Consider the following 26,137-nt stretch of genomic DNA (forward strand, 5'->3'; position numbering starts at 1 on the left):
GCAACACATCTACTATACTGTTGGTTTAACTTTTAGTCAAGCTGACCTATAATAAGTACTGTAGTTAGCTTACTTAAAGTTAGTTAACAAACGCATAGAAAATAGGAGGAATTATAACATGGTGAAAATAGGAGTCGTTACAGGAAGTTCGCGAGATGCACGTGTAAACAAGCAAGTAGCAGAATACGTATTAGAGAAAGCAAAACATGTCGATGGAGCAGAATTTGAGCTTGTTGACATTAAAGAATTTGACTTACCATTATTCAACGAAGCAATGCCGCCTGCAATGGCAAACAAGAATTACGAGAAAGAAGAAAACAATCGCTGGTCTGAAAAAATCGATTCATTGGATGGATTCGTTTTTGTCACACCTGAATACAACAATGCGATCACACCTTCATTAAAAAATGCGATTGACTATTTAGGTCCTGAATGGGGAAATAAAGCAGCTGGTATCGTAGCATACGGATCGACTTTAGGTGTGGCTGCTCAGTTGAGCCTGCGTCACATCTTATCCAACGCTAACGTTGCGACTGTCGGACCGGCTGGTGCCTTCAGCTTGTTCACAGACTTTGAAGAAATGGCGACATTCCGTCCGTCAGAAGTGCACAACGCAACGATCCAAGCGGTTCTTGAAACAACAGCTGCATGGAGTAAAGGATTAAAAGGTACACGTGCTTAATATATAATCTAAGTGGATCGAACAGGATCGTCCTGTTCGGTCTTTTTTTGCGCCTTTCAGGCAAGAAAAGTTGAGACGAAGGGCACAAAACGAGCGGATATGTGCCCTTCGTGAAAGATAAAGCGGGCTGAAGGGCACAAAACGAGCGGATATGTGCCCTTCATGAAAGATAAGGAGAGCTGAAGGGCACAAAACGAGCGGATATGTGCCCCTCGTGAAAGATAAAGCGGGCTGAAGGTCACAAAACGAGTGGATATGTGCCCTTCGTGAAAGATAAAGCGAGCTGAAGGGCACAAAACGAGTGGATATGTGCCCTTCGTGAAAGATAAAGCGGGCTGAAGGTCACAAAATGAGTGGATATGTGCCCTTCGTGAAAGATAAGGAGAGCTGAAGGGCACAAAAGAAATCATGTTATACATATAAACAGTAAAAGAACTCTTATTATGTTAGCAATCGTCAGCGATTGCTTTCTTCATCATAAAACGAAAGTAAACGAACATTCAGTATGCTATACTTTTAATGAGAGATTCTGGTAATTGAAAATTGGGAGAGGAGACGGGAATAATGATGATTTCCTATAGAATAATCACAGAAGAACGTGCTGAGGACTTGCGTTTGCGTAATGAACCTTTTGATATCCTTGGTCGTTTACATGTCTCCAGATCGAATGACGAATGGATGCATTCCAGCGAATGGTTTCCGGAGAAAACAGCCATGACTTTTCCCGATGAGAACTATGACTTTAAGGAAGTCACTGCGGTAGGCTTTGCGATCGGAGCATATAGTCAAGGTGAATGTGTGGGGCTTGCGGTTTATCAAAACGACTGGGCTAAATTCATGTATTTATCTGACTTGAAAGTCAACCGAGAGTACCGTAAACAGGGTATAGCTGCAGAATTGATAAAATTAGGCAGAATAGAAGCTGAAAAAAGACAGTATAAAGGTCTTTACACGATTGCCCAGGATAACAATCTCATCGCCTGCCTGTTTTATTTGAGTCAGGGGTTTGAAATAGGGGGCCTGAATACTCACGGATACAGACACACAAAGCAAGAGCATAAGGCAGATATCTATTTATATTCAGATAATTAAAAGAAAAGAAATGCTTCCTGGATTATTTTAAAACAGCATCACCCATCAGTGCATATTAACAAGTGCAAAGAATAAACAGGTTTGGTCCTATACTAGTTACAGTGAGGTACCAGATGCAAAGAACTAATCTTAAACATCAATTGGTGTTCGATAAAGGAGATCCGTATGAGAGATAAAATAACAAATTGGCTGATTATTGGAATAATAGTGAGCGTAGTAATGATGATCGTCGGCTACTTCCTGTGGACGAATCTGATGCCGATCGATAACATAAGCAGCTATTCTCCACAGGAACTGAGAGATGTTCAAAAAGAACGGGCTATCAATTATCCTTTAGGCAGTCTACTTTTGAACCTTGGATTTGTCGGGTTTTCTTCCACGCTACTCGCTCTCGTCGTGAGGAAGCTGCTGGCTTTCATTAAGAAAAAACAGTAGGGTGTCCTGTTTTGCAAAGTGACCGTTATTCGTTATTATTATAGTATGAAGATGAAATCGATGATTTTAAATCGGAGGGATAACACATGTTCAATGCATTTGAAAAGATATTTACAGTCAAAGAATCTGAAACGGCAGAAGCAGTTGGATCAGGCGGCCTGCCCGTTTTGTCCACACCGCATATGATCGCCTACATGGAAAATACGGCAATGACGTTAATGTCATCTGAGCTGAACGAGAACGACACGTCAGTAGGGATGGAGATCCATGTCCAGCATCTTGCCCCAACAGCTTTAAATAAGACAGTTTCCGTCCAGGCCAAACAGGTGGATAAAAGCGGAAAAGTCTTTACCTATGAGATTGAAGCCTATGTCGATGAAGAACTGATCGGTAAAGCTACCCACAAACGGGCAATCGTGGACAAAGAAAAATTCATGGCAAAAATAAAACCATAACGCCGAACAAACACTAGGGACAGATGTCTTTAGTGTTTTTGTGGTTTCGCAGAGTTTTAAGAAGACTTTTGGTACTAGCTCGTACTATCCGGAAGTAAATTACAACTATCTAACAAATGTTATTTATTTAAGTATTTCAGTTGAAAACGTTTCTAAATGCTATACACTGGAGATAAGCTAAAATAAAGGAGTGTAGTGAATGGAACAAACCGTGTACACGAATTATTGGCAGAACCGACTGACTGGCGTGAAGAAAGAACATGGCAGTTACACAAGTGAAGAAGAGGCAGTTAATGGGATCAAGGCCTGGTGGGAACTTCATAAAGAAGATTACCCGCATGCTGAATACAAACGAACCAATTCTGGCGCTCTGGAAATCATATATAACGATGATGATCATTTTTATCGTGTGGAAAAACGGAAAACGAACCAGCCGCTACCTAAGTCAAAAGCAAAACTGAGAAATAAAAATGAAGTGGCATCCATCAGACAAAAGCACGGACTGCATGACGAAGCTTTCTTATTTGAAGAACTGGCGGAGCCGTATCGCGACAGACTGATGATGGCAATGAATGACAGCAAAAAACTGAGACAGTACACCTTTGATTCAGAAGGCCGTCCGATAAAAAAACTGAACGATAAATAATTTGCGACAGAGCTCCGGGTTGGAATCCTTCCTGGAGTTCTTTTTCTTGCGCTGGCCCTCATTTTTACGGAAATCATCTCATGAATGGTATAATGAAGGTGTTCATGTTAAAGGATAAAATGACGGAACAACTAGTACTAACGATTTCAGAAAAGGATGATGAATAATGGGGAGCAATTACCAGCGTTTTATGCACGCGTTCAATGAATTACATAATGTGATCGCAAAGAAAGTGAACCGGGATCCGGATACGAACTTCGGAGAACTGATGGGAGCAGCTGCCAAAAAACGGGATAAGGTCATCGAGAAATATGTGGATGAAATCGACTTTTACCGGGAACTCCGAAACCTGCTTACACATAACACCATAAACGGTGACGAAGCAGCAGCAGAACCCAGTGATTCGCTGATAAACGAAATCGAGAAGGTCACGGATAAAATCAGATACAGTAAACAGGCAAAAGATCTATTTTTAAAACGCGTGCGCACCTTTGATGTCAACGATCCACTCGGAAAAGTCCTGGATGTTATCAACCACGTCCGCTATACACAGTTCCCGGTGTTTGATGGGGATAAACTGGTCGGGATTTTGTCATCCATCGGAGTCACGAAGTATCTGGCGAAAGCGATGGATAAAGATATCCATGCGATAAAAAAAGCGACGGTGAGACAGATTCTACAAGTGGAAGATGAGCAGGAGTTCTATGAAGTCATTTCAGCTGAAACATCAGTCTTTGATATCGAGGAAATATTCTCAGAACGCATCAGAGAAGGGCGGACGGCTTATGTTCTACTCATTGCCAAAGGAGACACGATCCAAAAGAAAAGCGACTTGATAGGGATCATCACACCCTGGGACCTTCCAAAAGTTGTCGCGAACAAATAAACGTGTATCGAGGAGGTGAAGACGGATGTCATTAGCATCCCTGAGTTTTAGAATTGCCGCGACCATTCATGACACAAAACGGGACTGGGGACTGGAAGTCGATCAGACGATACGTGCCCACTCTGATATTCAGTATGGAAAGTCAAAAAAATACAATAGTCTGGATATCTACTACCCGAAAGGTACGAATGAAAAGTTACCGGTGATCGTCAATTTTCACGGTGGCGGTTATGTTCATGGGTTGAAAAAAAATTATATTCACTATGGAAGGTTCCTAGCTAAACAAGGCTTCGTTTTTGTTAATCCCAGCTACCATCTTGCCTCAAAGAAGAAGTATCCGACACCACTTGAAGAACTGAATCAGGTCATGCACTGGATAGTGGCTAATCATGAAAAGTATTATATAGATACATCGAACGTTTTTATCATTGGGGACTCTGCAGGCGCTCAGCTCGCCTTTCAATACAGCACGATGTATACCAATCCAGAGTATAGCAAGCTGTTCGATTTTGAACTGCCCCAGACTTTAGATATACAAGGGATCGCATTGAACTGCGGTATGTATGAGATTTACAAGAAAATGGCCTCTTTAGATGAAGAAGGCAAAAACGCTGATCTGGAACTGGTTATCTTACTTAAAGATTACTTAGGAAAGAACTGGCAGCAGTATGAGGAACAGTTTACGATAAAAGACTTTGTCACAGATAAGTTTCCTCCAACATATCTCATGACTGCTCAATACGATTTATTGAGAGACGAAGCCCTCCCGATGTACGAAGCCCTGATAAAGCGGGGAGTTAAAGTCACGTACAAGAAATTTGGTGACCCTGGAGAAGAACAATATGGGCACATTTTCCAATGCAATATGAATCTGGAGGAAGCCAAAGAAGCAAACAAGGAACAGTGTCATTTTTTCAAATCGCTTGTTAAATAAGGAGAGCTGATCTGCCAGGAGGGACTGGTGCATCAGCTCTCTTGTTTAGTTATTCGCCATTGAGTTTCTCTTCCCAAATCACATGCCATTCTTCGAAAGAAACCCCCTTTCCGATTTACCGATGAAGTATCCACTGATAACGATCGGCATCGAGAATAATGAGGATTGAGCCCCAAAATTCCGTCGCCTTCTCTTCAAAATCAGCAGGATAATGCATACTTTTTTATTCATGACAGGAAATAACGTATACTTAAGGTATGAATAACGTTGCGAAGGAGGATTCAGCATGTTCACTGATCAGCGCTTGACAGAAGCATATGAAAAGGCTAAAAAGGTATATTTCGATGATCAGTCACGCATCGTATTCATGAGTGATGCGCATCGGGGGGATGGCAGTCTGTCCGATGAATTTTTAAAAAGCCGTAATATATTTGTACATGCCTTGAATGAGTATTATGAAAATGGCTACACTTTCGTCGAAGTGGGTGACGGAGAAGAATTCCTGGAGTATTCCAATTTCGAACACATCAAAAATGCCCATACCAATGTCTATGCTCTGATCAAGAAGTACTTTGACAAGGACCGTTACATACGGATCTTTGGCAACCATGACATCTATCTTCAGAATCCAAGGTTCGTCGAAAAGAATTTCGGGATCAACTATGATGAATTTACAGAAGAATATTTCGATTTTCTGAAAGGAATGGAACCGCAGGAAGCGATCATCTTGAAACATCGCTATACCAGTCAGGAACTCTTTGTGATTCATGGACATCAGGGAGACGCACCCAATGACCAGTTCTGGTTCTTTACCATGCTGTCGATCAAGTTCTTCTGGCGGTTTTTCCACCGGTTCGGGATCAAAAATCCGGCCAGTCCATCAAAAAACATCAACAGACGACACAAAATCGAAAAGAACTACAGCAAGTGGATCGTTAAACATCAGCGTCCCTTGATATGTGGACACACACATCGATTCAAATTTCCGAAAGACAAAAGTGTCCCCTATTTTAATACAGGCTGCGGAATCTATCCGGCCAGTATCACAGCCATCGAGCTGACTGAAGGATGTATTCGTCTCGTTCGCTGGAAAACATATGTCAATGATACAGGCCTGTTGTACATCAAGCGGGAAACGATGAGAGGGCCGGAGCCGATCGAAGCGTTCGATACCCGTAAACCGCAGGGCGTAGTGGAGTATTTGGCTATGCGCAAAAAACAGCGTACCAAGAAATCGCGGGAAGAGCGTGCAGCGTTCAGAGAAGAACAAATGGATGAACACGAGACCCATGAAAAAACTCAGAAAGAAGAGTTACATGATCTGTAAAAAAATATCAGACAGTGAAATACCCGAAGTCGCAGAACTGCTGAGCAATGCCATTGCGGACCAATTCACTGAAGAGTCCCTTCGGTCACACCGGACAGCAAAAAAGCTGATAAATCAGAATACTTATTTATTCAGACAGAACAGTAGCTGGGAGTAAGGCCAGGCCTACACAAGGACACTAGCTGAAATTAGAAACACTAAACCCAATAATTGAAGATGCCCTCTTGAAGACTGATTGAAATCGACAGCTTCAAGGGGGCATTATTTTTAAAATTAGTAAACAATCGGTCATGGAGGAGAATTCACGCTTTTTATTGCCCTTTATTTTTGCTATAGTGAATTGATGAAATAAAAATTAGTGAATAATTTGAATGAAGGAGGGAATCCAGATGAAAGAAAGAGAACATTATGGATTAAGTACAGCGGTTTCGATGATCGTTGGAATCAGCATCGGATCCGGCATATTTTTTAAATCGGATGATATATTACAGGCTACAGGTGGAAGTGTCTGGCTGGGTGTACTGGTTTTTGCGATCGGAGCCTTTTGTGTTATTTTCGGAAGCATCACCTTGTCCCAGTTGGCTAGCCGTTCGACAAAAAGAGGCGGTGTCATTTCCTATTATGAAGAATTCGTTTCTCCCCGTTTTGCAAGTGCCTTCGGGTGGTTTCAGATGCTTGTTTATTTTCCCACGATTACCGCAGTAGTCAGCTGGGTTTCGGGTATCTATACGATTTCTTTATTGAACCTGACTATGACACTGGAACTGCAGACACTGCTTGGATTCGGCTATTTAAGCTTTTTCTTTTTAATGAATTACCTGTCCTATAAAATGGGCGGACGTTTCCAGAACGTTACGACAATAGTCAAAATGATCCCCCTGATCGGTGTGGCGCTGATCGGTTTGTTCTGGACACAGGAGGCACCGGCACTGCCGCAGGATATCGTAGCGGTCGAATCAAGTGTGGTCGGCTGGGGCTTTTTAGCGGCGCTGGCACCCATTGCCTTTTCTTTTGACGGCTGGATCGTTTCAACGTCTATTACGCAGGAAGTGAAGGACCACCGTAAAACGATGCCGATAGCCTTGACCATCGGACCTCTGATCGTATTAAGTGTCTATCTGGCCTTTTTCTTAGGCATGATCGCTATTGTTGGTACAGAATATATTCTTTCTGCCGGCGATCAGGCCATCAGCCAGGTCGGCAACTCGATCTTCGGTGCAAGCGGAGAAAAAATCCTGCTGGCATTCGTACTCATTGCTATATTAGGTGTGGTGAACGGGGTATCTCTTGGTTACATCCGCCTGCCGCAGACACTGGCGTCCAAAAACATGGTGCCGTTCAGTGACAAGATCACACAGATCAGTGATAAAAAAGGTCTGTCTCCTTATGCGGCTTTGACAGCGTATCTGATCACCGTCTTCTGGCTGGCTGTCCATTATCTGACACAGCGATATGATGTGCTGGCTGGGGGCGACATCAGTGAGATCGCGATCGTCTTCAGTTATGTGGCTTATATCCTGTTGTATGTAAAAGTGATGGGCCTGAAAAAATCCGGCATCATCAAAAGTCCGTTTCTTGGTACCGTAGCCCCCATTTTAGGTGTGACTGGATCGCTGGTCATCCTGCTTGGCGGTATTGTTGCCAATCCCGTATACAGTCCATTATTCCTGCTGTTCTCGGGAAGCATCTGTGTGCTCGGTTATCTTTATGGCGTCAGAGGGAATACCAGCGAGGAAGTGGAACGATGATCAAAAAAGAATTTTGTGCAGAAAATTTCACCCGTGTCCCTGAAGCAATCGAACTGGGAGCTGACCGTATCGAACTCTGCGACCGACTGGATGTCGGAGGCATAACGCCTTCTATAGAAGTGATCGAAGAGACGGTGGCCTATGCCCGTCAGCGCGGTGTCGAAGTCGTTGTCATGATCAGACCGCGCGGGGGCTCATTCATCTACAGTGAAGCAGAAAAAGAACACATGAAAAAAGAAGCCAGGCAGGCCATCGACTTGAAGGCTGACGGCATCGTTTTCGGCTGTTTAACGGAAGACGGAGATATCGACAAGCCGATCGTTTCAGAGCTGATCCGTATTGCAGATTTCAAGCAAACCGTCTTTCATATGGCCTTTGATGCTATCCCTGAAGAAAAGCAGTTAGAGTCGCTGAACTGGCTGATCGAACAAGGCTGTACCCGTATCCTGACAAGAGGGGCAGCGTCCGGATCTGCTTTAGAAAACAAAGCAGCGATCATCGACCTGATAGAAAAATCGGAGGGACAGATAGAGATCCTGCCTGGTGGAGGCTTGACGCATGAGAACCTGGAACAGACAAGAGTAGAGATTCCGGCGAATCAGTTCCACGGCACCAAGATCGTTCCACTGCCCGGATTTTAACTTTATTTAAAAAAGTATTGACAGAGTGCTGTTAGGTCTGTTAGACTTCTAATCATTAAAGAACACCGAAAATAATGAGAAAAAAATGAGCGTTGACAAGATAAGTACAGATCAGAGCGTTATCTCAGAGAGCTCCCGTTTGGTGAAAGGGAGTATGATGATCGATTTGGAAAATGGTCTTTGAGCAGAGATAGTGAGTGGTGACATGAGCTATTTCCGGTCGCACCCGGTACAGTGCCACAGTATGCAAAAGGTCTGAGTCCTTTTAAGTACTGGGAGAGGTTGTTTTAGTGATAAAACAACGAATATAGGTGGAACCGCGCTAACTAAACCAATTAGTCGCCCTTTTTGAGTCACAGGACTCGAAAAGGGCGTTTTTTTTATATAAAAACAGAAAGTGGAAGGAGTGAGAAGCATGATCACATTAAAAGGTATCAAAAAGACTTACGAAAATAAAGCGGGTCGCTTTGAAGCGATCAAAGAAGTGAACCTGACGATCGACAAAGGAGAAATCTTCGGTTTTGTCGGTTATTCCGGGGCCGGAAAAAGTACGCTGCTCCGGCTGATCAATGGACTGGAGCTTCCATCTGAAGGGACAGTAGAGCTAGGGGATAAGGTATTATCCGAACTGGATAAAAAAGCTATACGGAAAGAACGCCAGTCGATCGGCATGATATTCCAGCACTTCAATCTACTCTGGAGCCGGACCGTTCTGGAAAATGTAATGTTCCCGCTGGAAATCGCCAATGTCACTAAGTCTGAACGTTTAAGAAAAGCAAAAGAACTGATCCAGATGGTTGGCCTGGCGGGCAAAGAGCATTCTTATCCCGCGCAGCTCAGTGGAGGAGAAAAACAACGGGTCGGTATTGCACGGGCGTTGGCCAACGACCCGAAAGTCCTGCTCAGTGATGAAGCGACCAGTGCTTTGGATCCTCAGACAACGGACGAGGTCCTGGAGCTACTAGAAAAAATTAATCGGGAACTCAATGTCACGATCATACTCATCACGCATGAAATGGAAGTCGTTAGAAAAATCTGTAACCGTGTCGCCGTCATGGACTCCGGCGTCATCGTCGAAGAAGGTTCGGTCCTTGATGTCTTCAAACATCCTAAACATCCCGTGACACAGCGTTTTGTCAAGCAGGACCGGGAAATGGATACGAAAGAAACAAAGGAAGCCCTGAAAGAACTCCAGTCTCTGTATCCTGACGGTGATATCGTTCAGCTCCTCTTTCAAGGCGGAAGCGTGAACGTCCCGATCATCACCCAGGTCAGTCGCGAAACAGGTGTGGACATCAATATCATTCAGGGCAGCATTCAGTCGACACACGAAGTACCGATGGGCACGCTGGTCGTCCAGCTTCTGGGGACTAAAGAAAAACGCCGGAGTGCCCTGGACTTATTTAAAACATATCCGATAGAAGTGGAGGTCTTGGGTCATGACGAATAATTTACCTTTAATCGCTAATATATTTTTAGAGTATTTCGACTTTGCATCCATTTCATGGGACAGGGTGTGGGAGGCTACGGAACAGACGCTGTATATGACCGTCGTATCGGTCGTTGCCGTCTTTTTCCTGGGGATTTTGCTGGGGCTGCTTTTATATGAGACGCGAAACAGCGAATCTGTCTGGGCTTCGATTTTATATAAGGTCGTCGCATTTCTAGTCAATGTGTTTCGTTCGATCCCTTTTATTATCCTGATCGTCCTGCTGATTCCTTTTACGAAAGCGATCCTGGACAGTATAACGGGACCGAGCGCCGGTCTGCCCGCACTTATTTTCTCTGCAGCGCCCTTCTATGCGCGCCTCGTCGAATCAGGGCTGAGAGAAGTGGATAAAGGCGTGATTGAAGCGGCAGAAGCCATGGGGGCGACCAAATGGGAAGTTATCAAAAAAGTCTATATTCCTGAAAGCCTGCCGAATATCGTGGCCGGAATCACCGTCACAGCGATCTCACTCGTCGGCTACACAGCGATGGCGGGAGTGATCGGCGCAGGCGGACTAGGGAACCTGGCTTATCTGGAAGGTTTCCAGCGGAGTCGACCGAACGTCACGCTGGTCTCAACAGTCATCATCCTGCTTATCGTATTCGTGATTCAGTTCATTGGAGATACATGGGTAAGCAAAATCGATAAACGGTAATAAACGATAAAAATAAAAAAAGAAATTAAGGGGAGAATGAAAATGAAAAAAGTTAAAGGATTGGTAATTTTAGGCAGTGCCTTACTACTTGCAGCTTGCGGAAACGGTGAAGAAGACAGCGCTGAAGAGTCACAGACGCTGACGGTCGGCGCAACGAATGTCCCGCACGCAGAAATCCTGGAGTTTATTGCACCTCAGCTTGAAGAAGAAGGGATCGATCTGGAGATCGAAACGTACAATGACTATGTGATCCCTAACCTGGCACTCTCTGATGGGGATCTGGATGCTAACTACTTCCAGCACGTTCCCTATTTTGAATCTCAAGTCGAAGAAAACGACTATGACTTTGTCAATGCGGGGGGGATCCACCTTGAACCGCTGGGGGCTTATTCCAACCGTCACGATGATTTAAGCGAACTGCCGGAAGGCGCAACGATCCTGACGAGCAACAGCGTATCTGACCATGGACGTGTGCTGGGTATCCTTCAAGAAGCTGGACTGATCAAAGTGGATGAGTCAGTCGATTTAGTGGATGCAACATTTGACGACATCACTGAAAACGAGTTGAACCTGGAGTTTGAATATGAATACGATGCAGCCCTGCTTCCAACGTTATATGCAGAAGATGAAGGAGACGTGTTCTTCATCAACTCGAACTTTGCAGTGGATCACGACATCAGTCCGATAGACGATTCGATCGCTCTTGAAAACACGTCATCCCCTTATGCAAATATCATCGCTGTCCGTTCAGAAGATGAAGATGATGAACGGATCGCCAAACTGGTCGAAGTCTTGCGTTCAGAAGAAACACAGGAATTTATTTTGGAAACCTGGGACGGAGCCGTTGTACCGGTAAATGAATAAGCAAGTCATCAAAGCTTAAATATTCCCAAAGATTGGCCGCTTGGCTTTACTTCCCTCTCAGCTTCTTTAAAATAAGAGATAAGTAAATCACTTTTTTAAAGGAAAAGAAGGGGAGATAATCAAATGAGTAAAGTTTACATTGCAGGAGCTAAACGCACGCCGATCGGGTCTTTTTTAGGCGCGCTGAAAGATGTGTCAGCTTCGGAACTTGGAAGTTATGCGATCAAAGGTGTCCTTGAACAAAGTGGCATCAGTCATGAAGACATCGATGAAGTGGTCTTAGGCAACGTTTTGCCGGCCGGCCAGGGTCAGGGCGTTGCCAGGCAAGCCTCGATCAAAGCAGGAATCCAAGTGGAAGTACCGGCTTATTCTCTGAATATGGTCTGCGGGAGTGGACTGAAAACAGTGATAAACGCATACCTTGGTGTAAAAGCCGGGGAGTATCAAGCCATCATTGCCGGCGGGACCGAATCCATGAGTCAGGCACCTTACCTGATTCCGGGAAGCACGCGATCCGGACATAAGATGGCAGGCTATAAAGTCGGCGATCACATGCTGGACGATGCCTTGACGGATGCTTTTGAAGGGTATCACATGGGTGTAACGGCTGAAAATATTGTGGAACGCTACGGCATCACGCGTGAAGAACAGGACAGTTTTGCCATCACATCACAAAAGCGTGCGATCGAAGCGGTGGACAATGGTTCATTCAAAGACGAGATCGTTCCTGTTGAAACAAAAGTACGTCGAGAGACGGTGGTCGTGGATACGGATGAATACCCGAACCGTAAAACATCTGAAGACAAACTGAATAGTCTGCGTCCGGCCTTTAAAAAAGACGGCTCCGTCACAGCGGGCAATGCGTCCGGCATCAACGATGGGGCCAGTGCGACCTTGGTCGTCGGTGAAGAATATATGGAAGCAAATGACTTGAAACCGCTGGTCGAGATCGTAGCCGTCGGACAAGGCGGTGTGGATCCTTCAGTCATGGGTCTGGGACCGACCCCGGCCATCAAGCAGGCAATGAAGAAAGCTGATATCACTTTTGAGGATATCGATGTGTTTGAACTGAATGAGGCCTTTGCTTCACAAAGTCTGGGCGTCATTAAAGAGATATCCGATGCATTCGGCGTCAGCAAAGAGTATATGCTTGAACGCACCAATCTGAACGGTGGTGCGATCGCTCTCGGCCATCCGGTGGGAGCCAGCGGGAACCGTATCCTGGTCACACTGATTCACATCATGAAAAAGCGCGGACTGAAATACGGTCTGGCTTCTCTTTGCATCGGCGGCGGTATGGGTGTAGCTGTTCTGGTGAAAAATACAGACGTCGAGTAAGTTATTATTGACAAGCTAACAGTTCCGCTATATCATTGAATGGACAAAACTAAATAGTCTTCAGGGCAGGGTGCAAGTCCCTACCGGTGGTATAGCCCACGAGCCGCAAGGCAGATTCGGTCAGATTCCGAAGCCGACAGTATAGTCTGGATGAAAGAAGACAGTATCAATGACATAACTATGAGTCTGAATGGTCCATGGAGGAGCGTTCAGATAAACTGACGTTGTATTTTGAATGCCCTGGAATTTTAAATTCCAGGGCATTTTTTATAGGGTCAGACAAGAGGGTCAGACTCTTTTGTGATATAGTTTTTTAAGTCAGAGACCTATTTGCGTTGCCCTGAATCTACAGTGATTCGGGGCTTTTTTAATGCAGGGAAAGGATAGATCAATGGATAGTAAATACATGAAACGTGCACTAAAACTGGCTGAAAAAGGGCGGGGGTTCACTTCGCCTAATCCCATGGTCGGTGCTGTGATCGTTAAAAATGGTCAGATCATTGGTGAAGGCTATCATGAAAGATTTGGTGAGGCCCATGCTGAGGTCAACGCGATCAGTTCAGCAACAGAATCAGTTGAAGGGGCAACGATATATGTCACCCTTGAACCGTGTTCTCATTACGGAAAGACGCCTCCCTGTTCCGATCTGATCATCGACAGGAAACTGAAAAAAGTCGTGGTCGCGGCAACCGATCCGAATCCACTTGTTTCCGGCAGGGGGCTCGATCGTCTGAGAAAAGCGGGCATCGAGGTCGTTGAAGGTGTGCTGGAAACAGAGAGCAATAAGCTGAACGAAGTGTTCAATAAATTTATCACGACCCAAACTCCCTTTGTCCTGATGAAGTATGCGATGTCCCTGGATGGCAAGATCGCAACGCATACAGGGGATTCGAAGTGGATCTCATCCGAGGAGTCCAGAGAACACGCGCATCACATGAGAGGCTATTTATCAGGCATCATGGTAGGCATCGGCACGGTCTTGAAAGACGATCCACAGCTCACCTGCCGGGTGCAGGGCTATCCGAATCCGGTGCGCATCCTACTGGATAGTCAGTTACGTGTCCCGCTTGATTCCAAAATCTTGAAAAATCAAGATGAAGCCCAGACGCTGATCCTCACAACAGAATATGCACCGCTGAGCATGCGGCGGGAGATAGAAAAACTGGGTGTGGAAGTTCTGACCGTTCCTGAACGGGATGAGAAAGTAGATTTGAAAGCAGCACTTTCTGAACTTGGAAAAAAAGGAATTGATAGTATCCTGCTTGAAGGTGGCGGCACCTTGAATGCAGCGGCATTAGAAGCGGGAATCGTGGATAAAGTCACTATCTATATCGCACCGAAAATCATCGGCGGTGCAGAAGCCATATCACCAGTCATGGGACGTGGAGTGGAAATGATGAAAGATGCCTATGGCCTGTCAGATATGCAGGTCACAAAATTAAATGAAGATATATTTGTAGAAGGCTATTTACGGGAGGGACACTGAATGTTTACAGGAATCGTAGAAGAGATCGGAGAATTGAAAAGAGTTAAGAAAGGTGCTAAATCAAGCGAACTGACGATCAAAGCTGATAAAGTCCTTGAGGATACTAAAATCGGTGACAGCATCATGACCAGCGGAATCTGTCTGACGGTCACCAGCATGACGGACACTGAGTTTACTGTCGACGTGATGTCGGAAACGCTGGACCGGACTTCTTTGGGTGATATGTCCAGCGGCAGTAAAATCAATCTGGAACGGGCACTTAATCTGCAGACCCGTTTGGGCGGACATATGGTCAGCGGTCATATCGACGGAACAGGCATCATTACTGATTTCAAAAAGGATGACAATGCGGTATGGGTCACGGTCAAGGCAGGCCCGGAGCTTTTGCGCTACATTATTGAAAAAGGATCGATAGCCATTGACGGCATCAGCCTGACTGTCGCAGCTGTCTCTGATAACGACTTCAAAGTTTCCATCATTCCGCACACGGCTGAAGAAACGACACTCCTTAAGCATGCTGTTGGCGATAAGGTGAATCTGGAAGTCGATCTGATCGGAAAGTATGTGGAAAAACTTCTGGGGCTGTCTTCCCAAAAAGAGGTCCAGAAATCAGCACTGACTGAAGCATTTTTAAAAAATAACGGGTTTTAATAAAAGATAGGAGCAAAGAGATGTTTGATAAAATCGAAGACCTGCTGGAAGATTTGAAGCAGGGGAAAAACGTCATCATCGTTGACGATGAAGACAGAGAAAACGAAGGAGACTTTGTGTGTGCCGCTGAATTTGCGACACCTGAAAACGTAAATTTTATGGCGAAATACGCCCGCGGACTGATCTGTATGCCGATGACTAAAGAGTATACAAAAAAACTGGGTCTGCCGCAGATGAGTTCATTGAACACGGATGAACATACCACAGCCTTCACGATTTCGATCGATCATGCAGACACAACGACGGGTATCTCAGCGGGTGAACGTTCGCTTACTGCCATGAAAACGGTCGAAGAAGGTGCCACACCGAACGATTTCAAGCGCCCGGGGCATATGTTTCCGCTGGAAGCAGTGGAAGGCGGCGTGCTGGCAAGAAACGGTCACACAGAAGCCACCGTCGACTTGATGCGTTTGTCTGGACTTAAACCCGTTGGCTTGTGCTGCGAGATCATGAATGACGATGGATCGATGGCCAGACGGGATGATCTGCTTAAGATTGCAGAAGAACACGACCTGAAAATCGGGACGATCACAGATCTGATCGAATACAGAAAAGCCAACGAAGAGCTTATCGTACGAGAATCAAAGGCCAAGCTTCCAACGAAATATGGTGACTTTGACATTTATGCTTATGAACATAAATTCACAGGGGAGCATCATGTTGCTTTGGTCAAAGGGGATGTTTCCGATGGCGAACCAGTCTTGACCCGTATACATTCCGAATGCCTGACGGGCGATGTCTTTGGTTCGAAAAAATGTGACTGTGGAGAACAGCTGGAAACAGCTTTAGAAAAAATCGCTGAAGAAGGTCGCGGTGTCCTCGTTTATATGCGTCAGGAAGGGCGCGGTATCGGTCTGGTCAATAAAATCAAGGCGTATGCCCTTCAGGATCAGGGACACGATACGATCGAAGCCAACCTGCTGCTTGGACTGCCTGTGGATGCAAGAGAATATTATGAATGCAAGCAGATTTTTGACGACCTGGGTGTCAGTCGCTTGAACCTGATGACGAACAACCCGATCAAAATTTCCACGCTTGATAAGTACGGACTAAAAATCGAGAACCGGATCCCGATCCAGACGAAAATAACCGATGAAGACAGAGATTATCTTGCAACAAAGAAAAATAAAATGGGTCACTATTTAGATTTATAAAAATTATATTCTGGAAGGAATGGATGAAAAATGAATACGATCGAAGGACAATTAGTAGGGACAGATTTGAAAATAGGGATCGTTGTTGGACGATTTAACGACTTTATAGGTTCCAGACTGCTTGATGGCGCAACGGGTACATTGGTAAGACACGGCGTTGAGGAGTCTGACATAGATGTGGCATGGGTCCCTGGGGCTTACGAGATCCCGCTGGTGGCTAAAAAAATGGCAGCATCCCGAAAATACGATGCAATCATCACTTTAGGAGCCGTCATCAGAGGCGCAACGACACATTATGATTATGTCTGTTCGGAAGTGGCTAAAGGGGTTTCTGCTGCTTCAGATGCAACGGGTGTTCCTGTGATGTTTGGCGTCCTGACGACTGAGAATATCGAACAGGCCATTGAACGTGCCGGCACGAAAGCAGGAAACAAAGGAGTAGATATGGCTGTTGGCGCTATAGAAATGGCTAACTTGCTGAAGAAGCTGTCGTAATGAAGGACTTCAGCAACGTCAAGACCATCATTTTCGATTATGACGGTACGCTGCACGACAGCGGCCGGATATACATTCCGGCCTTCAAACGCGCCTATGCGTATCTTGTTGAAAATGAGCAAGCTCCTGAAAAAGTTTTCCAGGATAAGGAGATCACGCGCTGGCTGGGTTACAGTAAAACAGAAATGTGGGAGCTGTTTATGCCGGATTTAGTGGATGCCCATAAAACGGAGGCTTCGCGTCTGATCGGAGAGACGATGGTCGATAAGATAAGCAGGAAAGAAGCCCATTTATATCCAGCTGCGTTAGAAACACTGGCGTATCTGAAAGAAAAATATACATTGGTTTTCCTGAGTAACTGTTCAATCGATTATATGGAGTCTCATGCGGATATGTTCAACTTGAGAAACTACTTTACCGATATGTACTGTACTGAAATGTATGGATTTAGTAAGTCGAAGAAGGAAATCGTGGCGGACTTCAAGCACAACTATCCGTCTGAGTATGTGATTGTTGGAGACAGACATCAGGATCTTGAAGTAGGCGAAATGGATGAGACCTATGCGATCGGTTGTACTTACGGCTTCGGTCAGAAAGAAGAGCTGGAAAAGGCAGATATGAGCATAAACGATATCAGCGAACTGAAAAATATTTTATAATAAAAAGGTAGTGACAGACTCTGTTTCAGTCTGTCACTACCTTTTTCACTCTACGCCTTAACACATTCTGCGTCTCATGAGATATTAAAGAAGGTTAATTAAAACCGTTATGATTATCACTTTCAGGCCGACAGCCTGTTATCGACCGGATTTTCTTTTGTTCAATTAAAATATGAAGCGTAATAGTATTGAAGTTGAACACATAGTCGAGCATTGAACAGGCAGTGTTTTCAGGCCATTATAGTAGAATAAACAGGGAAGCTCCACCAGCGACCCCTGTCAGAAAGCCTCCTAAACTTCCACTTTTTTCAGAAGGGAGTTCACTTTTAATTACATTTAAGACCATCGAACCGGTAATGAATGCTTCCAAAACACCAACAATATACTCCGGAAAGCTGATCCATGTCCCGAATAGATAACCCAACACTATACTGATGGATAAAACAAAACGCCCATATTTATCATATATATATTTATGGTGAAGTCTTAAATGCCAGTCATTTGCAATAAAATGTAAACCAAATGCTATAAAAAAGACAAACATCGATGAAACCCATCTCGACTGATAAGTGACCAGAATACCGATGATGAAGTTATATAAAAAGAAAAAACCGAGGTGAGCCCAGAATAATCCTGATTCGACAGATTCCTTTCGTTCACTATCGATATGCGACACTAGACGATAAATGGAGAAAAAGATGATGAGCCCGCCTAATGCAGTTAAATATAAAGCATGATGCAGCAAACTACCTTGCAGCCATTGAACCTCCTTGGAAAATAATTGCTGAGATTCAGCAATTTGTGGCCATAGATGAATAAAAACGTAAGCCACACCTATTCCTGCTGAAAGAGAAAGAAAACGCTGCCGATGATTTTTTGGTAAAGATAGATACTTTGAGAAAAAATGAATCAAAGAAAAACTTAACATTAACATAAAAGAGGAAGTCATATATCTCGTGTCACGATTCCGGACACTGCTCTCCTTTCTGTAGAGTATAGATTTATCAATAGTGTACGTCATTAAAGGATAAAAGAAAAATGATAGCTTTTAAGATTGTCCCAGGGGGCGTCTATTTTTATCAGACAGACGTTGAATTCTTGGGAATATCAGCATGCCTTTTGATTGCGTTTAATTAGCAATGGAGCAAGAAGATGGACACATTAAAATTGATTGAATAAGAACAAATATCTTCAGATGGATCGCTGGAATAAATAGACTTGGTCAGAAGAAATTTAGTCTAGCAGGTTGGGTAATGTATGCGTTTTGTTCAGAGGAGGGATTCTATTAGAATACATAAAGGATTTAAGTTAAACTGTAAATAACAAGTGAATGAAGGAGGCATAAAAATGAATGGAAAAAAATTAACAAAATCGTCTACTGACCGTGTGATCGCAGGTGTCTGTGGAGGGATCGCAGAATTCTTTGGTATTTCATCTCTGGCGGTTAGGATTCTGTTCATCATTCTTCCGTCCAATCTGCTGCTTTATATCATTCTTGCTGTGATCATGCCGGAAGAGTAGCGTTAAGGATAACAGTGTAAAAAAGCTCTTTAAAGACCGTATGCTCGGTCCTTAAAGAGTTTTTTGCTGTCGTCTTGCTTTGTTTATCCGCCGTAAATGTCTCCATCAGGTTTAGATAAATTGCTAATCGTGTGCATTTCATTGTCTGAGAGTTCAAAATCAAAGAGATGCAGGTTCTCTTTTTGATGACTGGAGGAACTGGAACATGGGATCGGCATGAAACCTGACTGGACCTGCCAGCGCAGGATCGTTTGTCCGATCGATTTGTTGTAGTTCTCAGCGATGGATTTGATCGTCTGGTTATCCAGAAGATCATCGGCCATTCGGTTGCCCAGAGGACTCCAGGACTGAGTCTGAATAGCGTGTGCATTGTTTCCATCGATAAGTTTGTCCTGAATATAGTAAGGGTGCGTCTGAATCTGATTGATGACCGGGATGATACCCGTTTCTGCTTTTAATCGGTCAAGATGTTCAGGATGGAAGTTTGAGACACCGATGGAACGAATCAGTCCGAATTTTTGTGCATCGATCAGGGCCTGCCAGGCTTCGACGTACTTATCCTGTTCAGGATCCGGCCAGTGAATGAGGTAGAGATCGTAATAGTCAAGGCCTGCACGGTAAAGTGATTCCTGAATGGCAGGAATCGCTAGATCATACTGATGATATTTTTCCGGCAGTTTTGAAGAAATCAGGATCTCCGAACGGTTCAGTCCACTTTCTTTCACAGCTTTACCTACCGTTGCTTCATTTTCATAACTGTAAGCTGTATCGATAAAACGGTAACCATTTTGCAGAGCCTGTTTGATAGATGAAACACCTTTAGCACCTTTCAGTTTATCGGTCCCGAAACCGACGACCGGTACAGTCAAGCCGTCACTTAATGTATAGGTTGGTATGGTATTCGTCATGATTTACCTTCTTTCCCTTATAATACATTCAGTTTACCTTAAAATGTAAACGGGAACAATTCCATTGAACTAGGGACACTTTTATAAAATAAAGACCAGCGCAAGGGTCATAAGAATCAGTGAAATAATGATACTGACTGAAGCAAGAAAACTAGATAATGAACGTTCCGTTCCGTACGTGATGATATTTATCGTTGCTACTGTTCCGATCGGTGCCAGAGCCAAAAGTACAAGGGACAGGCGTACGATATCGGGTAAAGGCAGGAAGAAGTAGAACACAAGCGCTAAGCCGATACCTAAAGTATAGCGCGTAAGCAGCAGCTTCACCACTTTTTGTAATGACTCTAAATCGATTTGTATATCTAGGTACAGACCCACCATAAACATCGCGAGAAAGGCATTACCACTGGAGAACAACTGGAAGACTGAAAGAACGTTTTCGGGTAAGACCACACCTGCGAGTGCCAGTGAGAACATGATTATGTAGGTGGTGAATGAAGGGGATCGGAATAACCCAATGAAGGTTCTGAATAAATTGTTGTTCGATCTTTGTTGATGGGTCAGTTTATCTACGATCAGAGGGGTACCGCCGAATATCATTAATGCGTTACCCATATCGAAACTTCCGATATAAGGAATCGCGGCGGGGAAAAAGCCCTGAACGAATGGAATGGTAAAATTCCCGATGTTATATCCGGCCTGACTGAACATCATGAGCGATTGATCTGGTGCATCTTTTTTCCGCCATATAAAACCACCGATCATGACCAGGCCGATATTGGAAAGTAAACCAAGAGATATCATGATAAATAAGATGGGTTCCACAGTTACCGCATTAAAGCCGACCACGATCGTTGCAGGCAGGGTCAAGTTTAAAATGATTTTCTGCAAGACGATTCCATCAGTGGCTTTTAATAGTTTTATTTTTTTAAATAAATACGCAACCATAATGATAAGCAGAAACTGCAGGGATTGAAGAAGGACAATTAACACAATTTTCACACCTCTCTAAACATAATATAGTATAACATGTTTCAATTTGAAACAGAGAAGTTTTTAAAGAATGATCAGGTTATGGTATAGTGGTTTTTTATGATGCAATAAACAAAATAATAAATATAATATTTAAATGCATCAAACGGTGACATTAAAATACCATTTTAAAAGAGGATTTTCTATTTATTTTTCGGGACTGCTTCATTATACTTTTAAAAAAGGGGAGATGAAAATGAAAGAAAAAACAAAAGATTCGAGAGAAACAAAAAGGTGGCAGGTGCTGCTGGGCGGAGTACTGATGCAGCTCTGTATTGGCGGTATCTATACATGGAGCCTATTCAATCAGCCGCTCGTCGATACATATGGCTGGGCCAGGACTGAAGTCTATACAGCCTACTCGCTGATCGTGTTTATTTTTGCACTAGTGACCATTTACTCCGGGCGTCTTCAGGATAAGATCGGACCGAGAAAAGTAGGTACTATCGGTATCATATTTTTCAGTATAGGTTTGATCGTGGCTTCGATGGCTCGAACACTTCCGGTCCTTTATTTGGGATATAGTGTACTGGGCGGGATCGGTGTCGGGATGGTTTACGTCTGTCCGTTGTCGACATCATTGAAATGGTATCCAAAGAAAAAAGGGATGGTCACGGGAATCATCGTTGGGGCCTTTGGTCTTGGCGGATTTGTATTTAATTTTGTGCTCAGTTATTTGATCCAGGAAATAGGTGTCTCTCAAACTTTTCTAGTACAGGGACTGGTTTATGCGGTCGTTGGTCTGACGGGTGCACAGATGCTGAAGGTACCCAAAAAATCAGATAGCACCCAGCACGTTCTGGTGAACGAAAATGATTTTCAGCCGAAACAGATGATGAAAACGAAAACTTTTTATCTCTTATGGGTCATTTACTTTATCGGAAGTCTAAGTGGACTAGTCGTTATCGGTTTAGCGCAGGATATAGCCCGGGAAGTCGTGGGGCTTTCACCTCAAATAGCCGGCTATTCGATCGCTGTTGCCGCAGTCGCGAACGCGCTCGGACGAATAGGATGGGGCGCATTGTCGGATATTTTTGGACGTCTCCGGGTATTCAGCCTGCTGTTCGTCATTACGACCTTATCCATGCTGACTTTAAGTTTGTGGACCAATCAGGCTTACTTGTATTTCATCATACTGGTTCTGATCGTCAGTAGTTTTGGCGGCTTTCTTGCAACCTTTCCGGCGATCACCAGCGATTACTTTGGCTCATATTATTTTGGGTCGAACTACGGATTGATCTACCAGGCGTATGGTGTAGCTTCTCTGGCAGGACCGTTTTTACTTGGTCTGACAAGTCAGGATACCCAAGCCTTTCTGATCGCAAGTATTCTTTCGCTGGTTGGATTAGTACTGACGCTTTTCGTCAGACCACCCAAAACGGCTTATTAAGAATATGAATGTTTTATCGATAATCATGTATTATAGTGAGAAAAGACTGGATATCCAGTCTTTTTATGTACTAAACATGTAAAAGAGGAGACGGGTTATTCTGTTCAAGCGCTTTCATTTATGCTATACTGAAAATGAAAATAGGTGGAAGGAAGAGAAAGGAGAATGCGTCATGTTATTCACAGAAGTTTCGGATGAGCATGCAAAAGACAAGCATCCGGCAGAGATACTGGCGATCGTGACCGGTATCGATAAAAAGGTTATAATGGAAGGTGTAAATGAACACGGTTATCAGAACGTTCTAGATGAGCCATCCTTACTTGATATTTCAGAAGAAGATCAGAAACGTATTATAGAAGCGCGTAAAATGGGTTATCTTGACGCGACTCTTTTATAAAGACTAAATTGAAAGCTACTCTTCTTTTAGAGTAGCTTTTTCCTTTCTAATAATGGCGTATTAGGAGTGGTGAAATCCCAAAGGCAGCTGAGTACGTTCAATGAAGGCTACATTGGCAGTAGCGAACCCCAAAAGGCAGCTGAGTACGTTCAATGAAGGCTACATTGGGAGTAGTTAAATCGCAAAGCCCGGTGAGTACGTCCAATGAAGGTTGAATTAGCAGTGGTGAAATCCTAAAGGCAGCTGAGTACGTCCAATGAAGGCTACATTAGCAGTAGTGAAATCCCAAAAGTCGGTGAGTACGTCCAATGAAGACTGCATTGGGAGTGGTGAAATCCCAAAGGCAGCTGAGTACGTTCAATGAAGGCTACATTGGCAGTAGTGAAATCCAAAAGGACGGTGAGTACGTTCAATGAAGGCAACATTGGCAGTAGCGAACCCTAAAAAGCAGCTGAGTACGTCTAATGAAGAGAGTTTAGCATCATTGAAAGGACTCCTTTTTTAATCTATTAAGGGATGTAGATGAATTATCAAAGGAAAAAGATAAATCAGAGCCGATAATCCCTATTGAGGAGAAGGAGAAAGATAGCTTACTCAAAAAGTTGAAGATACTGTGAAGAGGACTTTATTATTTCTAATTAGTAATATTTATATGGTATGATATTATAAAGATAAAATGACAGTTGTTATGAAGAACAAGTTAAGATGTCTCATAACCCCCTCAAAAAATAGAGGAGGAACCCCCGTGAAAAAAAATAAAACAGCCTCTGATATAGCGAAAGCCTATGCATATTGTGAGGACATCATAAAACGACATTCGAAGAGCTTTTACTTTGCCTTTTCAAAACTCCCAAAAGAAAAAGCAAATGCGGTCTATGCGATATATGCTTTTTGTAGACTGGCTGATGACAGCATCGACGAAGCAGAAACAAAAGAAGCCCAAGGGGATGCCTTGACTTTCTTAACTAATGAACTGAATCGATTTGAGCAGGGGCGCGAACCGGACCATCCTGTTTGGCAGGCCTTGAGAGACGTTTTTGATAGGTATGAGATGTCTATTCAGCCTTTTTATGACCAGCTTGACGGACAAGCGATGGATTATCACTTCCGACAGCCCCAGACCATGGAAGATCTGGAGGCATATAGTTATTATGTTGCCGGATCGGTCGGATTGATGCTTCTGCCAGTGATTGCGACAAAAATTCATATGGAACTGGAAGAAGAGGCCATAGCATTAGGTGTAGCGATGCAGCTGACCAATATTTTAAGAGATGTCGGAGAAGACTATCAGAAAATCAATCGGATCTACTTGCCAAAAGAGTTGATGGAACGGGAAGATTACAGTGAAGATGATCTTTCTGATCAGTTGATCAACGAGTCGTTTATCGCCATTTGGGAAACGATCGCGTATCGAGCGGAACAGCTTTACGATAAGTTTACTCAGTGTCTGAAAGACTTTGACAAAGACAGCCAGCTTCAAGTTGCTCTTTCTGCAAAAGTATACGGCGGGATTCTGGATGCCGTGAGAGAGAATGACTACGACTGCTTTACCTTGAAAAATAAAACATCGTCCGCAAAGAAAGTCGTTTTCTATAATGAAGTAAAAAATAGTTTATGAACCAGCCTAATGGAATGAGTACCAATAAAAAATTGGGATAAATCGTTATCCGAAGTGGAGTGGTTAGTGATGACTGAATCAAAGGATGTTGTAGTGATTGGTGGCGGATTAGGTGGATTGTCCGCTGCCATTTCTTTAGCTCAAAAAGGATACAGTGTTGCATTGTACGAGAAGAACAGCCATCTCGGAGGGAAATTGAACCGTCTGGAAGCTGAAGGGTTCGGATTCGACCTTGGACCGTCTATTTTGACGATGCCGCATATTTTTAGAAAATTGTTTGAACAGAGCGGCAAGCTCATGGATGATTACGTGTCGATCAGACAGCTGGACCACGAATGGCGATCCTTCTTTATGGATGGGACTGTCCTTGATCTTTACAATTCAACAGAAGACATGCTTCAAAAAAATGAAGAACTTTCTGCAAAAGATGTTGAAGAATTAAAGGATTACCTTGAGTACACGAAAAATTTATATGAGAAGACTGAAGAAGGCTATTTCGGTATGGGTCTGGATACGATGAAAGAAGTACTCGATCATCACGGATATATTAGTGCATTGAAAGATTTTGATTATTTTCATACGATGTCCCAGGGTATCGACAAACGCATTTCTAATCCTTACTTAAGTGACATGCTCAAATACTTTATCAAATACGTCGGTTCTTCAGCAGATAATGCACCGGCGATCCTGAATGTCCTGCCCTACGTTCAATATGATTTTGGCCTCTGGTATGTTGACGGAGGCATGCATAAGCTGGGAGAAGGGCTGGTCAGACTAGCTGAAGAAATCGGGGTTGAGTTTCATGTCGAAACAGAAGTAACTGAAATCTTAACGGATGCCGATGAGAATGTCTACGGCATTAAACTTTCGACAGGCAAAACGGTGCAAGCTGACCGTGTGGTTTCCAACATGGAAGTGATTCCTGCCTATGACCGGTTGCTTCATGTGGATAAAGAAAAGACAGAAAAACTTGAGGAGAAGTTTGAGCCGGCTGCTTCAGGTATCGTGCTGCATTTGGGAGTAGACAGAGAATATCCGCAGCTTGCCCACCACAACTTTTTCTTTTCGGCTGATTCAGAAAAGAACTACGAAACGGTGTTTGACAAACATGATTTACCGAAAGACCCGACTATCTACCTTGTAAACAGCAACAAAACAGACCCAAGCCAGGCTCTTCCCGGTCATGAAAATATCAAGATTTTGCCGCACGTTCCTTATATTCAGGATAAGCCGTTCACTGAAGAAGACTATGCCCGGTTGAGAGAACGGGTTCTGATCAAGCTGGAGCATATGGGTCTAACAGATCTCAGGAAGCATATCGTGTTTGAAGACCAGTGGACACCCCACGATATCGAGCAGCACTACTACTCCAATCGCGGAGCTATTTATGGGGTCGTTTCAGACCGTAAGAAGAATAAAGGGTTCAAGTTCCCCAAAAAGAGTCAGTTATTCAATCATTTATATTTTGTTGGTGGCTCGGTCAACCCGGGTGGGGGCATGCCGATGGTGACGCTCAGCGGTCAGCAGGTGAGTGATATTATCGAAAAAGAAGATATGAAAAGCAGTCAATAAAA

At 43.8% G+C, this 26,137-nt stretch carries 28 protein-coding genes, 1 riboswitch and 1 other annotated feature; of the genes, 25 read left to right on the plus strand and 3 right to left on the minus strand.

Annotated features, from left to right (window positions below):
* The first annotated feature begins 118 nt into the window (after positions 1 to 118).
* From AB4027_RS03525 to AB4027_RS03620, 20 genes are all read left to right on the plus strand, one after another.
* Complete coding sequence (locus tag AB4027_RS03525) at positions 119 to 682, plus strand: NADPH-dependent FMN reductase (RefSeq protein WP_368645992.1); 564 nt, start codon at positions 119 to 121, stop codon at positions 680 to 682.
* A 564-nt stretch (positions 683 to 1,246) separates the two neighbouring features.
* The gene (locus AB4027_RS03530; protein WP_368645993.1) at positions 1,247 to 1,774 is read left to right on the plus strand and encodes a GNAT family N-acetyltransferase; all 528 of its coding nucleotides are present in this window, start codon (positions 1,247 to 1,249) and stop codon (positions 1,772 to 1,774) included.
* A gap of 165 nt (positions 1,775 to 1,939) precedes the next feature.
* Entirely contained in the window at positions 1,940 to 2,209 is a 270-nt protein-coding gene (locus AB4027_RS03535; RefSeq protein WP_368645994.1) for a hypothetical protein, read from the plus strand.
* A gap of 86 nt (positions 2,210 to 2,295) precedes the next feature.
* Positions 2,296 to 2,664 (plus strand): thioesterase family protein, encoded by a 369-nt coding sequence (locus AB4027_RS03540; protein ID WP_091489127.1) that lies wholly within the window; start codon positions 2,296 to 2,298, stop codon positions 2,662 to 2,664.
* 199 nt (positions 2,665 to 2,863) lie between these two features.
* A complete protein-coding gene (locus tag AB4027_RS03545) occupies positions 2,864 to 3,310 on the plus strand; it encodes a hypothetical protein (protein WP_368645995.1) in 447 nt (148 codons plus the stop codon).
* A 166-nt stretch (positions 3,311 to 3,476) separates the two neighbouring features.
* Positions 3,477 to 4,196 carry a CBS domain-containing protein gene (locus AB4027_RS03550; protein WP_368645996.1) on the plus strand — a complete coding sequence of 240 codons (720 nt, stop codon included), beginning with the start codon at positions 3,477 to 3,479 and terminating at the stop codon, positions 4,194 to 4,196.
* Between the two features lie 25 nt (positions 4,197 to 4,221).
* The gene (locus AB4027_RS03555) at positions 4,222 to 5,130 is read left to right on the plus strand and encodes an alpha/beta hydrolase (protein WP_368645997.1); all 909 of its coding nucleotides are present in this window, start codon (positions 4,222 to 4,224) and stop codon (positions 5,128 to 5,130) included.
* A 286-nt stretch (positions 5,131 to 5,416) separates the two neighbouring features.
* A complete protein-coding gene (locus AB4027_RS03560; protein WP_368645998.1) occupies positions 5,417 to 6,457 on the plus strand; it encodes a serine/threonine protein phosphatase in 1,041 nt (346 codons plus the stop codon).
* A complete protein-coding gene (locus tag AB4027_RS03565) occupies positions 6,447 to 6,614 on the plus strand; it encodes a hypothetical protein (RefSeq protein WP_177165525.1) in 168 nt (55 codons plus the stop codon). The genes AB4027_RS03560 and AB4027_RS03565 overlap by 11 nt, the downstream gene beginning before the upstream one ends.
* A 232-nt stretch (positions 6,615 to 6,846) precedes the next feature.
* Complete coding sequence (locus AB4027_RS03570; protein WP_177165526.1) at positions 6,847 to 8,205, plus strand: APC family permease; 1,359 nt, start codon at positions 6,847 to 6,849, stop codon at positions 8,203 to 8,205.
* On the plus strand, positions 8,202 to 8,846 hold the full coding sequence (locus AB4027_RS03575) for a copper homeostasis protein CutC (protein WP_368645999.1): 645 nt from the start codon (positions 8,202 to 8,204) through the stop codon (positions 8,844 to 8,846). The genes AB4027_RS03570 and AB4027_RS03575 overlap by 4 nt, the downstream gene beginning before the upstream one ends.
* 83 nt (positions 8,847 to 8,929) lie before the next feature.
* Positions 8,930 to 9,196, plus strand: a binding site (T-box leader).
* 65 nt (positions 9,197 to 9,261) lie between these two features.
* Positions 9,262 to 10,296, plus strand: coding sequence for a methionine ABC transporter ATP-binding protein (locus tag AB4027_RS03580; RefSeq protein ID WP_368646000.1), 1,035 nt, complete (start codon positions 9,262 to 9,264; stop codon positions 10,294 to 10,296).
* Entirely contained in the window at positions 10,286 to 10,990 is a 705-nt protein-coding gene (locus tag AB4027_RS03585; protein WP_368646001.1) for a methionine ABC transporter permease, read from the plus strand. The genes AB4027_RS03580 and AB4027_RS03585 overlap by 11 nt, the downstream gene beginning before the upstream one ends.
* A gap of 36 nt (positions 10,991 to 11,026) precedes the next feature.
* Positions 11,027 to 11,854: a MetQ/NlpA family ABC transporter substrate-binding protein gene (locus AB4027_RS03590; RefSeq protein ID WP_368646002.1), complete on the plus strand. Its 828-nt coding sequence runs from the start codon at positions 11,027 to 11,029 to the stop codon at positions 11,852 to 11,854.
* Between the two features lie 123 nt (positions 11,855 to 11,977).
* Entirely contained in the window at positions 11,978 to 13,192 is a 1,215-nt protein-coding gene (locus AB4027_RS03595) for an acetyl-CoA C-acetyltransferase (protein ID WP_368646003.1), read from the plus strand.
* A gap of 52 nt (positions 13,193 to 13,244) precedes the next feature.
* A riboswitch (FMN riboswitch) is annotated at positions 13,245 to 13,358 on the plus strand.
* Between the two features lie 225 nt (positions 13,359 to 13,583).
* On the plus strand, positions 13,584 to 14,678 hold the full coding sequence (gene ribD / locus AB4027_RS03600) for a bifunctional diaminohydroxyphosphoribosylaminopyrimidine deaminase/5-amino-6-(5-phosphoribosylamino)uracil reductase RibD (protein WP_368646004.1): 1,095 nt from the start codon (positions 13,584 to 13,586) through the stop codon (positions 14,676 to 14,678).
* Positions 14,679 to 15,329, plus strand: coding sequence for a riboflavin synthase (locus tag AB4027_RS03605; RefSeq protein ID WP_368646005.1), 651 nt, complete (start codon positions 14,679 to 14,681; stop codon positions 15,327 to 15,329).
* A 20-nt stretch (positions 15,330 to 15,349) separates the two neighbouring features.
* Positions 15,350 to 16,543, plus strand: coding sequence for a bifunctional 3,4-dihydroxy-2-butanone-4-phosphate synthase/GTP cyclohydrolase II (locus AB4027_RS03610; protein ID WP_368646006.1), 1,194 nt, complete (start codon positions 15,350 to 15,352; stop codon positions 16,541 to 16,543).
* 30 nt (positions 16,544 to 16,573) lie between these two features.
* A complete protein-coding gene (ribE, locus tag AB4027_RS03615; RefSeq protein WP_368646007.1) occupies positions 16,574 to 17,038 on the plus strand; it encodes a 6,7-dimethyl-8-ribityllumazine synthase in 465 nt (154 codons plus the stop codon).
* Complete coding sequence (locus AB4027_RS03620; RefSeq protein ID WP_091489172.1) at positions 17,038 to 17,697, plus strand: HAD family hydrolase; 660 nt, start codon at positions 17,038 to 17,040, stop codon at positions 17,695 to 17,697. Before ribE ends, AB4027_RS03620 begins: the two co-directional genes overlap by 1 nt.
* 238 nt (positions 17,698 to 17,935) lie before the next feature.
* Here the strand turns inward: AB4027_RS03620 and AB4027_RS03625 are convergent, their stop codons facing one another.
* On the minus strand, positions 17,936 to 18,631 hold the full coding sequence (locus tag AB4027_RS03625; RefSeq protein WP_368646008.1) for a hypothetical protein: 696 nt from the start codon (positions 18,629 to 18,631) through the stop codon (positions 17,936 to 17,938).
* 413 nt (positions 18,632 to 19,044) lie between these two features.
* On the opposite strand from AB4027_RS03625, the gene AB4027_RS03630 reads away from it, so the two are divergent.
* On the plus strand, positions 19,045 to 19,218 hold the full coding sequence (locus AB4027_RS03630; protein ID WP_091489176.1) for a PspC domain-containing protein: 174 nt from the start codon (positions 19,045 to 19,047) through the stop codon (positions 19,216 to 19,218).
* Between the two features lie 83 nt (positions 19,219 to 19,301).
* Here the strand turns inward: AB4027_RS03630 and AB4027_RS03635 are convergent, their stop codons facing one another.
* A complete protein-coding gene (locus AB4027_RS03635) occupies positions 19,302 to 20,114 on the minus strand; it encodes an aldo/keto reductase (protein ID WP_368646398.1) in 813 nt (270 codons plus the stop codon).
* Between the two features lie 93 nt (positions 20,115 to 20,207).
* Complete coding sequence (locus tag AB4027_RS03640) at positions 20,208 to 21,119, minus strand: AEC family transporter (RefSeq protein WP_368646009.1); 912 nt, start codon at positions 21,117 to 21,119, stop codon at positions 20,208 to 20,210.
* Positions 21,120 to 21,354: 235 nt separating this feature from the next.
* On the opposite strand from AB4027_RS03640, the gene AB4027_RS03645 reads away from it, so the two are divergent.
* The 4 genes from AB4027_RS03645 to AB4027_RS03660 all read left to right on the plus strand — a co-directional run bounded on the left by AB4027_RS03645 (position 21,355) and on the right by AB4027_RS03660 (position 26,135).
* On the plus strand, positions 21,355 to 22,548 hold the full coding sequence (locus AB4027_RS03645) for an OFA family MFS transporter (RefSeq protein ID WP_368646010.1): 1,194 nt from the start codon (positions 21,355 to 21,357) through the stop codon (positions 22,546 to 22,548).
* A gap of 172 nt (positions 22,549 to 22,720) precedes the next feature.
* A complete protein-coding gene (locus tag AB4027_RS03650) occupies positions 22,721 to 22,945 on the plus strand; it encodes a hypothetical protein (protein WP_091489183.1) in 225 nt (74 codons plus the stop codon).
* Positions 22,946 to 23,690: 745 nt separating this feature from the next.
* Entirely contained in the window at positions 23,691 to 24,563 is an 873-nt protein-coding gene (locus AB4027_RS03655; protein WP_368646011.1) for a phytoene/squalene synthase family protein, read from the plus strand.
* A 69-nt stretch (positions 24,564 to 24,632) separates the two neighbouring features.
* Positions 24,633 to 26,135 (plus strand): phytoene desaturase family protein, encoded by a 1,503-nt coding sequence (locus AB4027_RS03660; RefSeq protein ID WP_368646012.1) that lies wholly within the window; start codon positions 24,633 to 24,635, stop codon positions 26,133 to 26,135.
* Positions 26,136 to 26,137: the final 2 nt, after the last annotated feature.

It is taken from the genome of Alkalibacterium putridalgicola (assembly GCF_040959045.1).
Classification (GTDB): Bacteria; Bacillota; Bacilli; order Lactobacillales; family Carnobacteriaceae_A; genus Alkalibacterium; species Alkalibacterium putridalgicola.

Bases quoted from the DNA above. Each gene is read 5' to 3' on its own strand.
- AB4027_RS03645 (WP_368646010.1), top strand. From the start codon at position 21,355: ATGAAAGAAAAAACAAAAGATTCGAGAGAAACAAAAAGGTGGCAGGTG.
- AB4027_RS03630 (WP_091489176.1), top strand. From the start codon at position 19,045: ATGAATGGAAAAAAATTAACAAAATCGTCTACTGACCGTGTGATCGCA.
- AB4027_RS03545 (WP_368645995.1), top strand. From the start codon at position 2,864: ATGGAACAAACCGTGTACACGAATTATTGGCAGAACCGACTGACTGGC.
- AB4027_RS03585 (WP_368646001.1), top strand. From the start codon at position 10,286: ATGACGAATAATTTACCTTTAATCGCTAATATATTTTTAGAGTATTTC.
- AB4027_RS03560 (WP_368645998.1), top strand. From the start codon at position 5,417: ATGTTCACTGATCAGCGCTTGACAGAAGCATATGAAAAGGCTAAAAAG.
- AB4027_RS03595 (WP_368646003.1), top strand. From the start codon at position 11,978: ATGAGTAAAGTTTACATTGCAGGAGCTAAACGCACGCCGATCGGGTCT.
- ribD (WP_368646004.1), top strand. From the start codon at position 13,584: ATGGATAGTAAATACATGAAACGTGCACTAAAACTGGCTGAAAAAGGG.
- AB4027_RS03590 (WP_368646002.1), top strand. From the start codon at position 11,027: ATGAAAATGAAAAAAGTTAAAGGATTGGTAATTTTAGGCAGTGCCTTA.
- AB4027_RS03575 (WP_368645999.1), top strand. From the start codon at position 8,202: ATGATCAAAAAAGAATTTTGTGCAGAAAATTTCACCCGTGTCCCTGAA.
- AB4027_RS03570 (WP_177165526.1), top strand. From the start codon at position 6,847: ATGAAAGAAAGAGAACATTATGGATTAAGTACAGCGGTTTCGATGATC.
- AB4027_RS03540 (WP_091489127.1), top strand. From the start codon at position 2,296: ATGTTCAATGCATTTGAAAAGATATTTACAGTCAAAGAATCTGAAACG.
- AB4027_RS03550 (WP_368645996.1), top strand. From the start codon at position 3,477: ATGGGGAGCAATTACCAGCGTTTTATGCACGCGTTCAATGAATTACAT.
- AB4027_RS03580 (WP_368646000.1), top strand. From the start codon at position 9,262: ATGATCACATTAAAAGGTATCAAAAAGACTTACGAAAATAAAGCGGGT.
- AB4027_RS03605 (WP_368646005.1), top strand. From the start codon at position 14,679: ATGTTTACAGGAATCGTAGAAGAGATCGGAGAATTGAAAAGAGTTAAG.
- AB4027_RS03530 (WP_368645993.1), top strand. From the start codon at position 1,247: ATGATGATTTCCTATAGAATAATCACAGAAGAACGTGCTGAGGACTTG.
- AB4027_RS03625 (WP_368646008.1), bottom strand. From the start codon at position 18,631: ATGTTAATGTTAAGTTTTTCTTTGATTCATTTTTTCTCAAAGTATCTA.
- AB4027_RS03620 (WP_091489172.1), top strand. From the start codon at position 17,038: ATGAAGGACTTCAGCAACGTCAAGACCATCATTTTCGATTATGACGGT.
- AB4027_RS03555 (WP_368645997.1), top strand. From the start codon at position 4,222: ATGTCATTAGCATCCCTGAGTTTTAGAATTGCCGCGACCATTCATGAC.
- AB4027_RS03565 (WP_177165525.1), top strand. From the start codon at position 6,447: ATGATCTGTAAAAAAATATCAGACAGTGAAATACCCGAAGTCGCAGAA.
- AB4027_RS03535 (WP_368645994.1), top strand. From the start codon at position 1,940: ATGAGAGATAAAATAACAAATTGGCTGATTATTGGAATAATAGTGAGC.
- AB4027_RS03660 (WP_368646012.1), top strand. From the start codon at position 24,633: ATGACTGAATCAAAGGATGTTGTAGTGATTGGTGGCGGATTAGGTGGA.
- AB4027_RS03650 (WP_091489183.1), top strand. From the start codon at position 22,721: ATGTTATTCACAGAAGTTTCGGATGAGCATGCAAAAGACAAGCATCCG.
- ribE (WP_368646007.1), top strand. From the start codon at position 16,574: ATGAATACGATCGAAGGACAATTAGTAGGGACAGATTTGAAAATAGGG.
- AB4027_RS03610 (WP_368646006.1), top strand. From the start codon at position 15,350: ATGTTTGATAAAATCGAAGACCTGCTGGAAGATTTGAAGCAGGGGAAA.
- AB4027_RS03525 (WP_368645992.1), top strand. From the start codon at position 119: ATGGTGAAAATAGGAGTCGTTACAGGAAGTTCGCGAGATGCACGTGTA.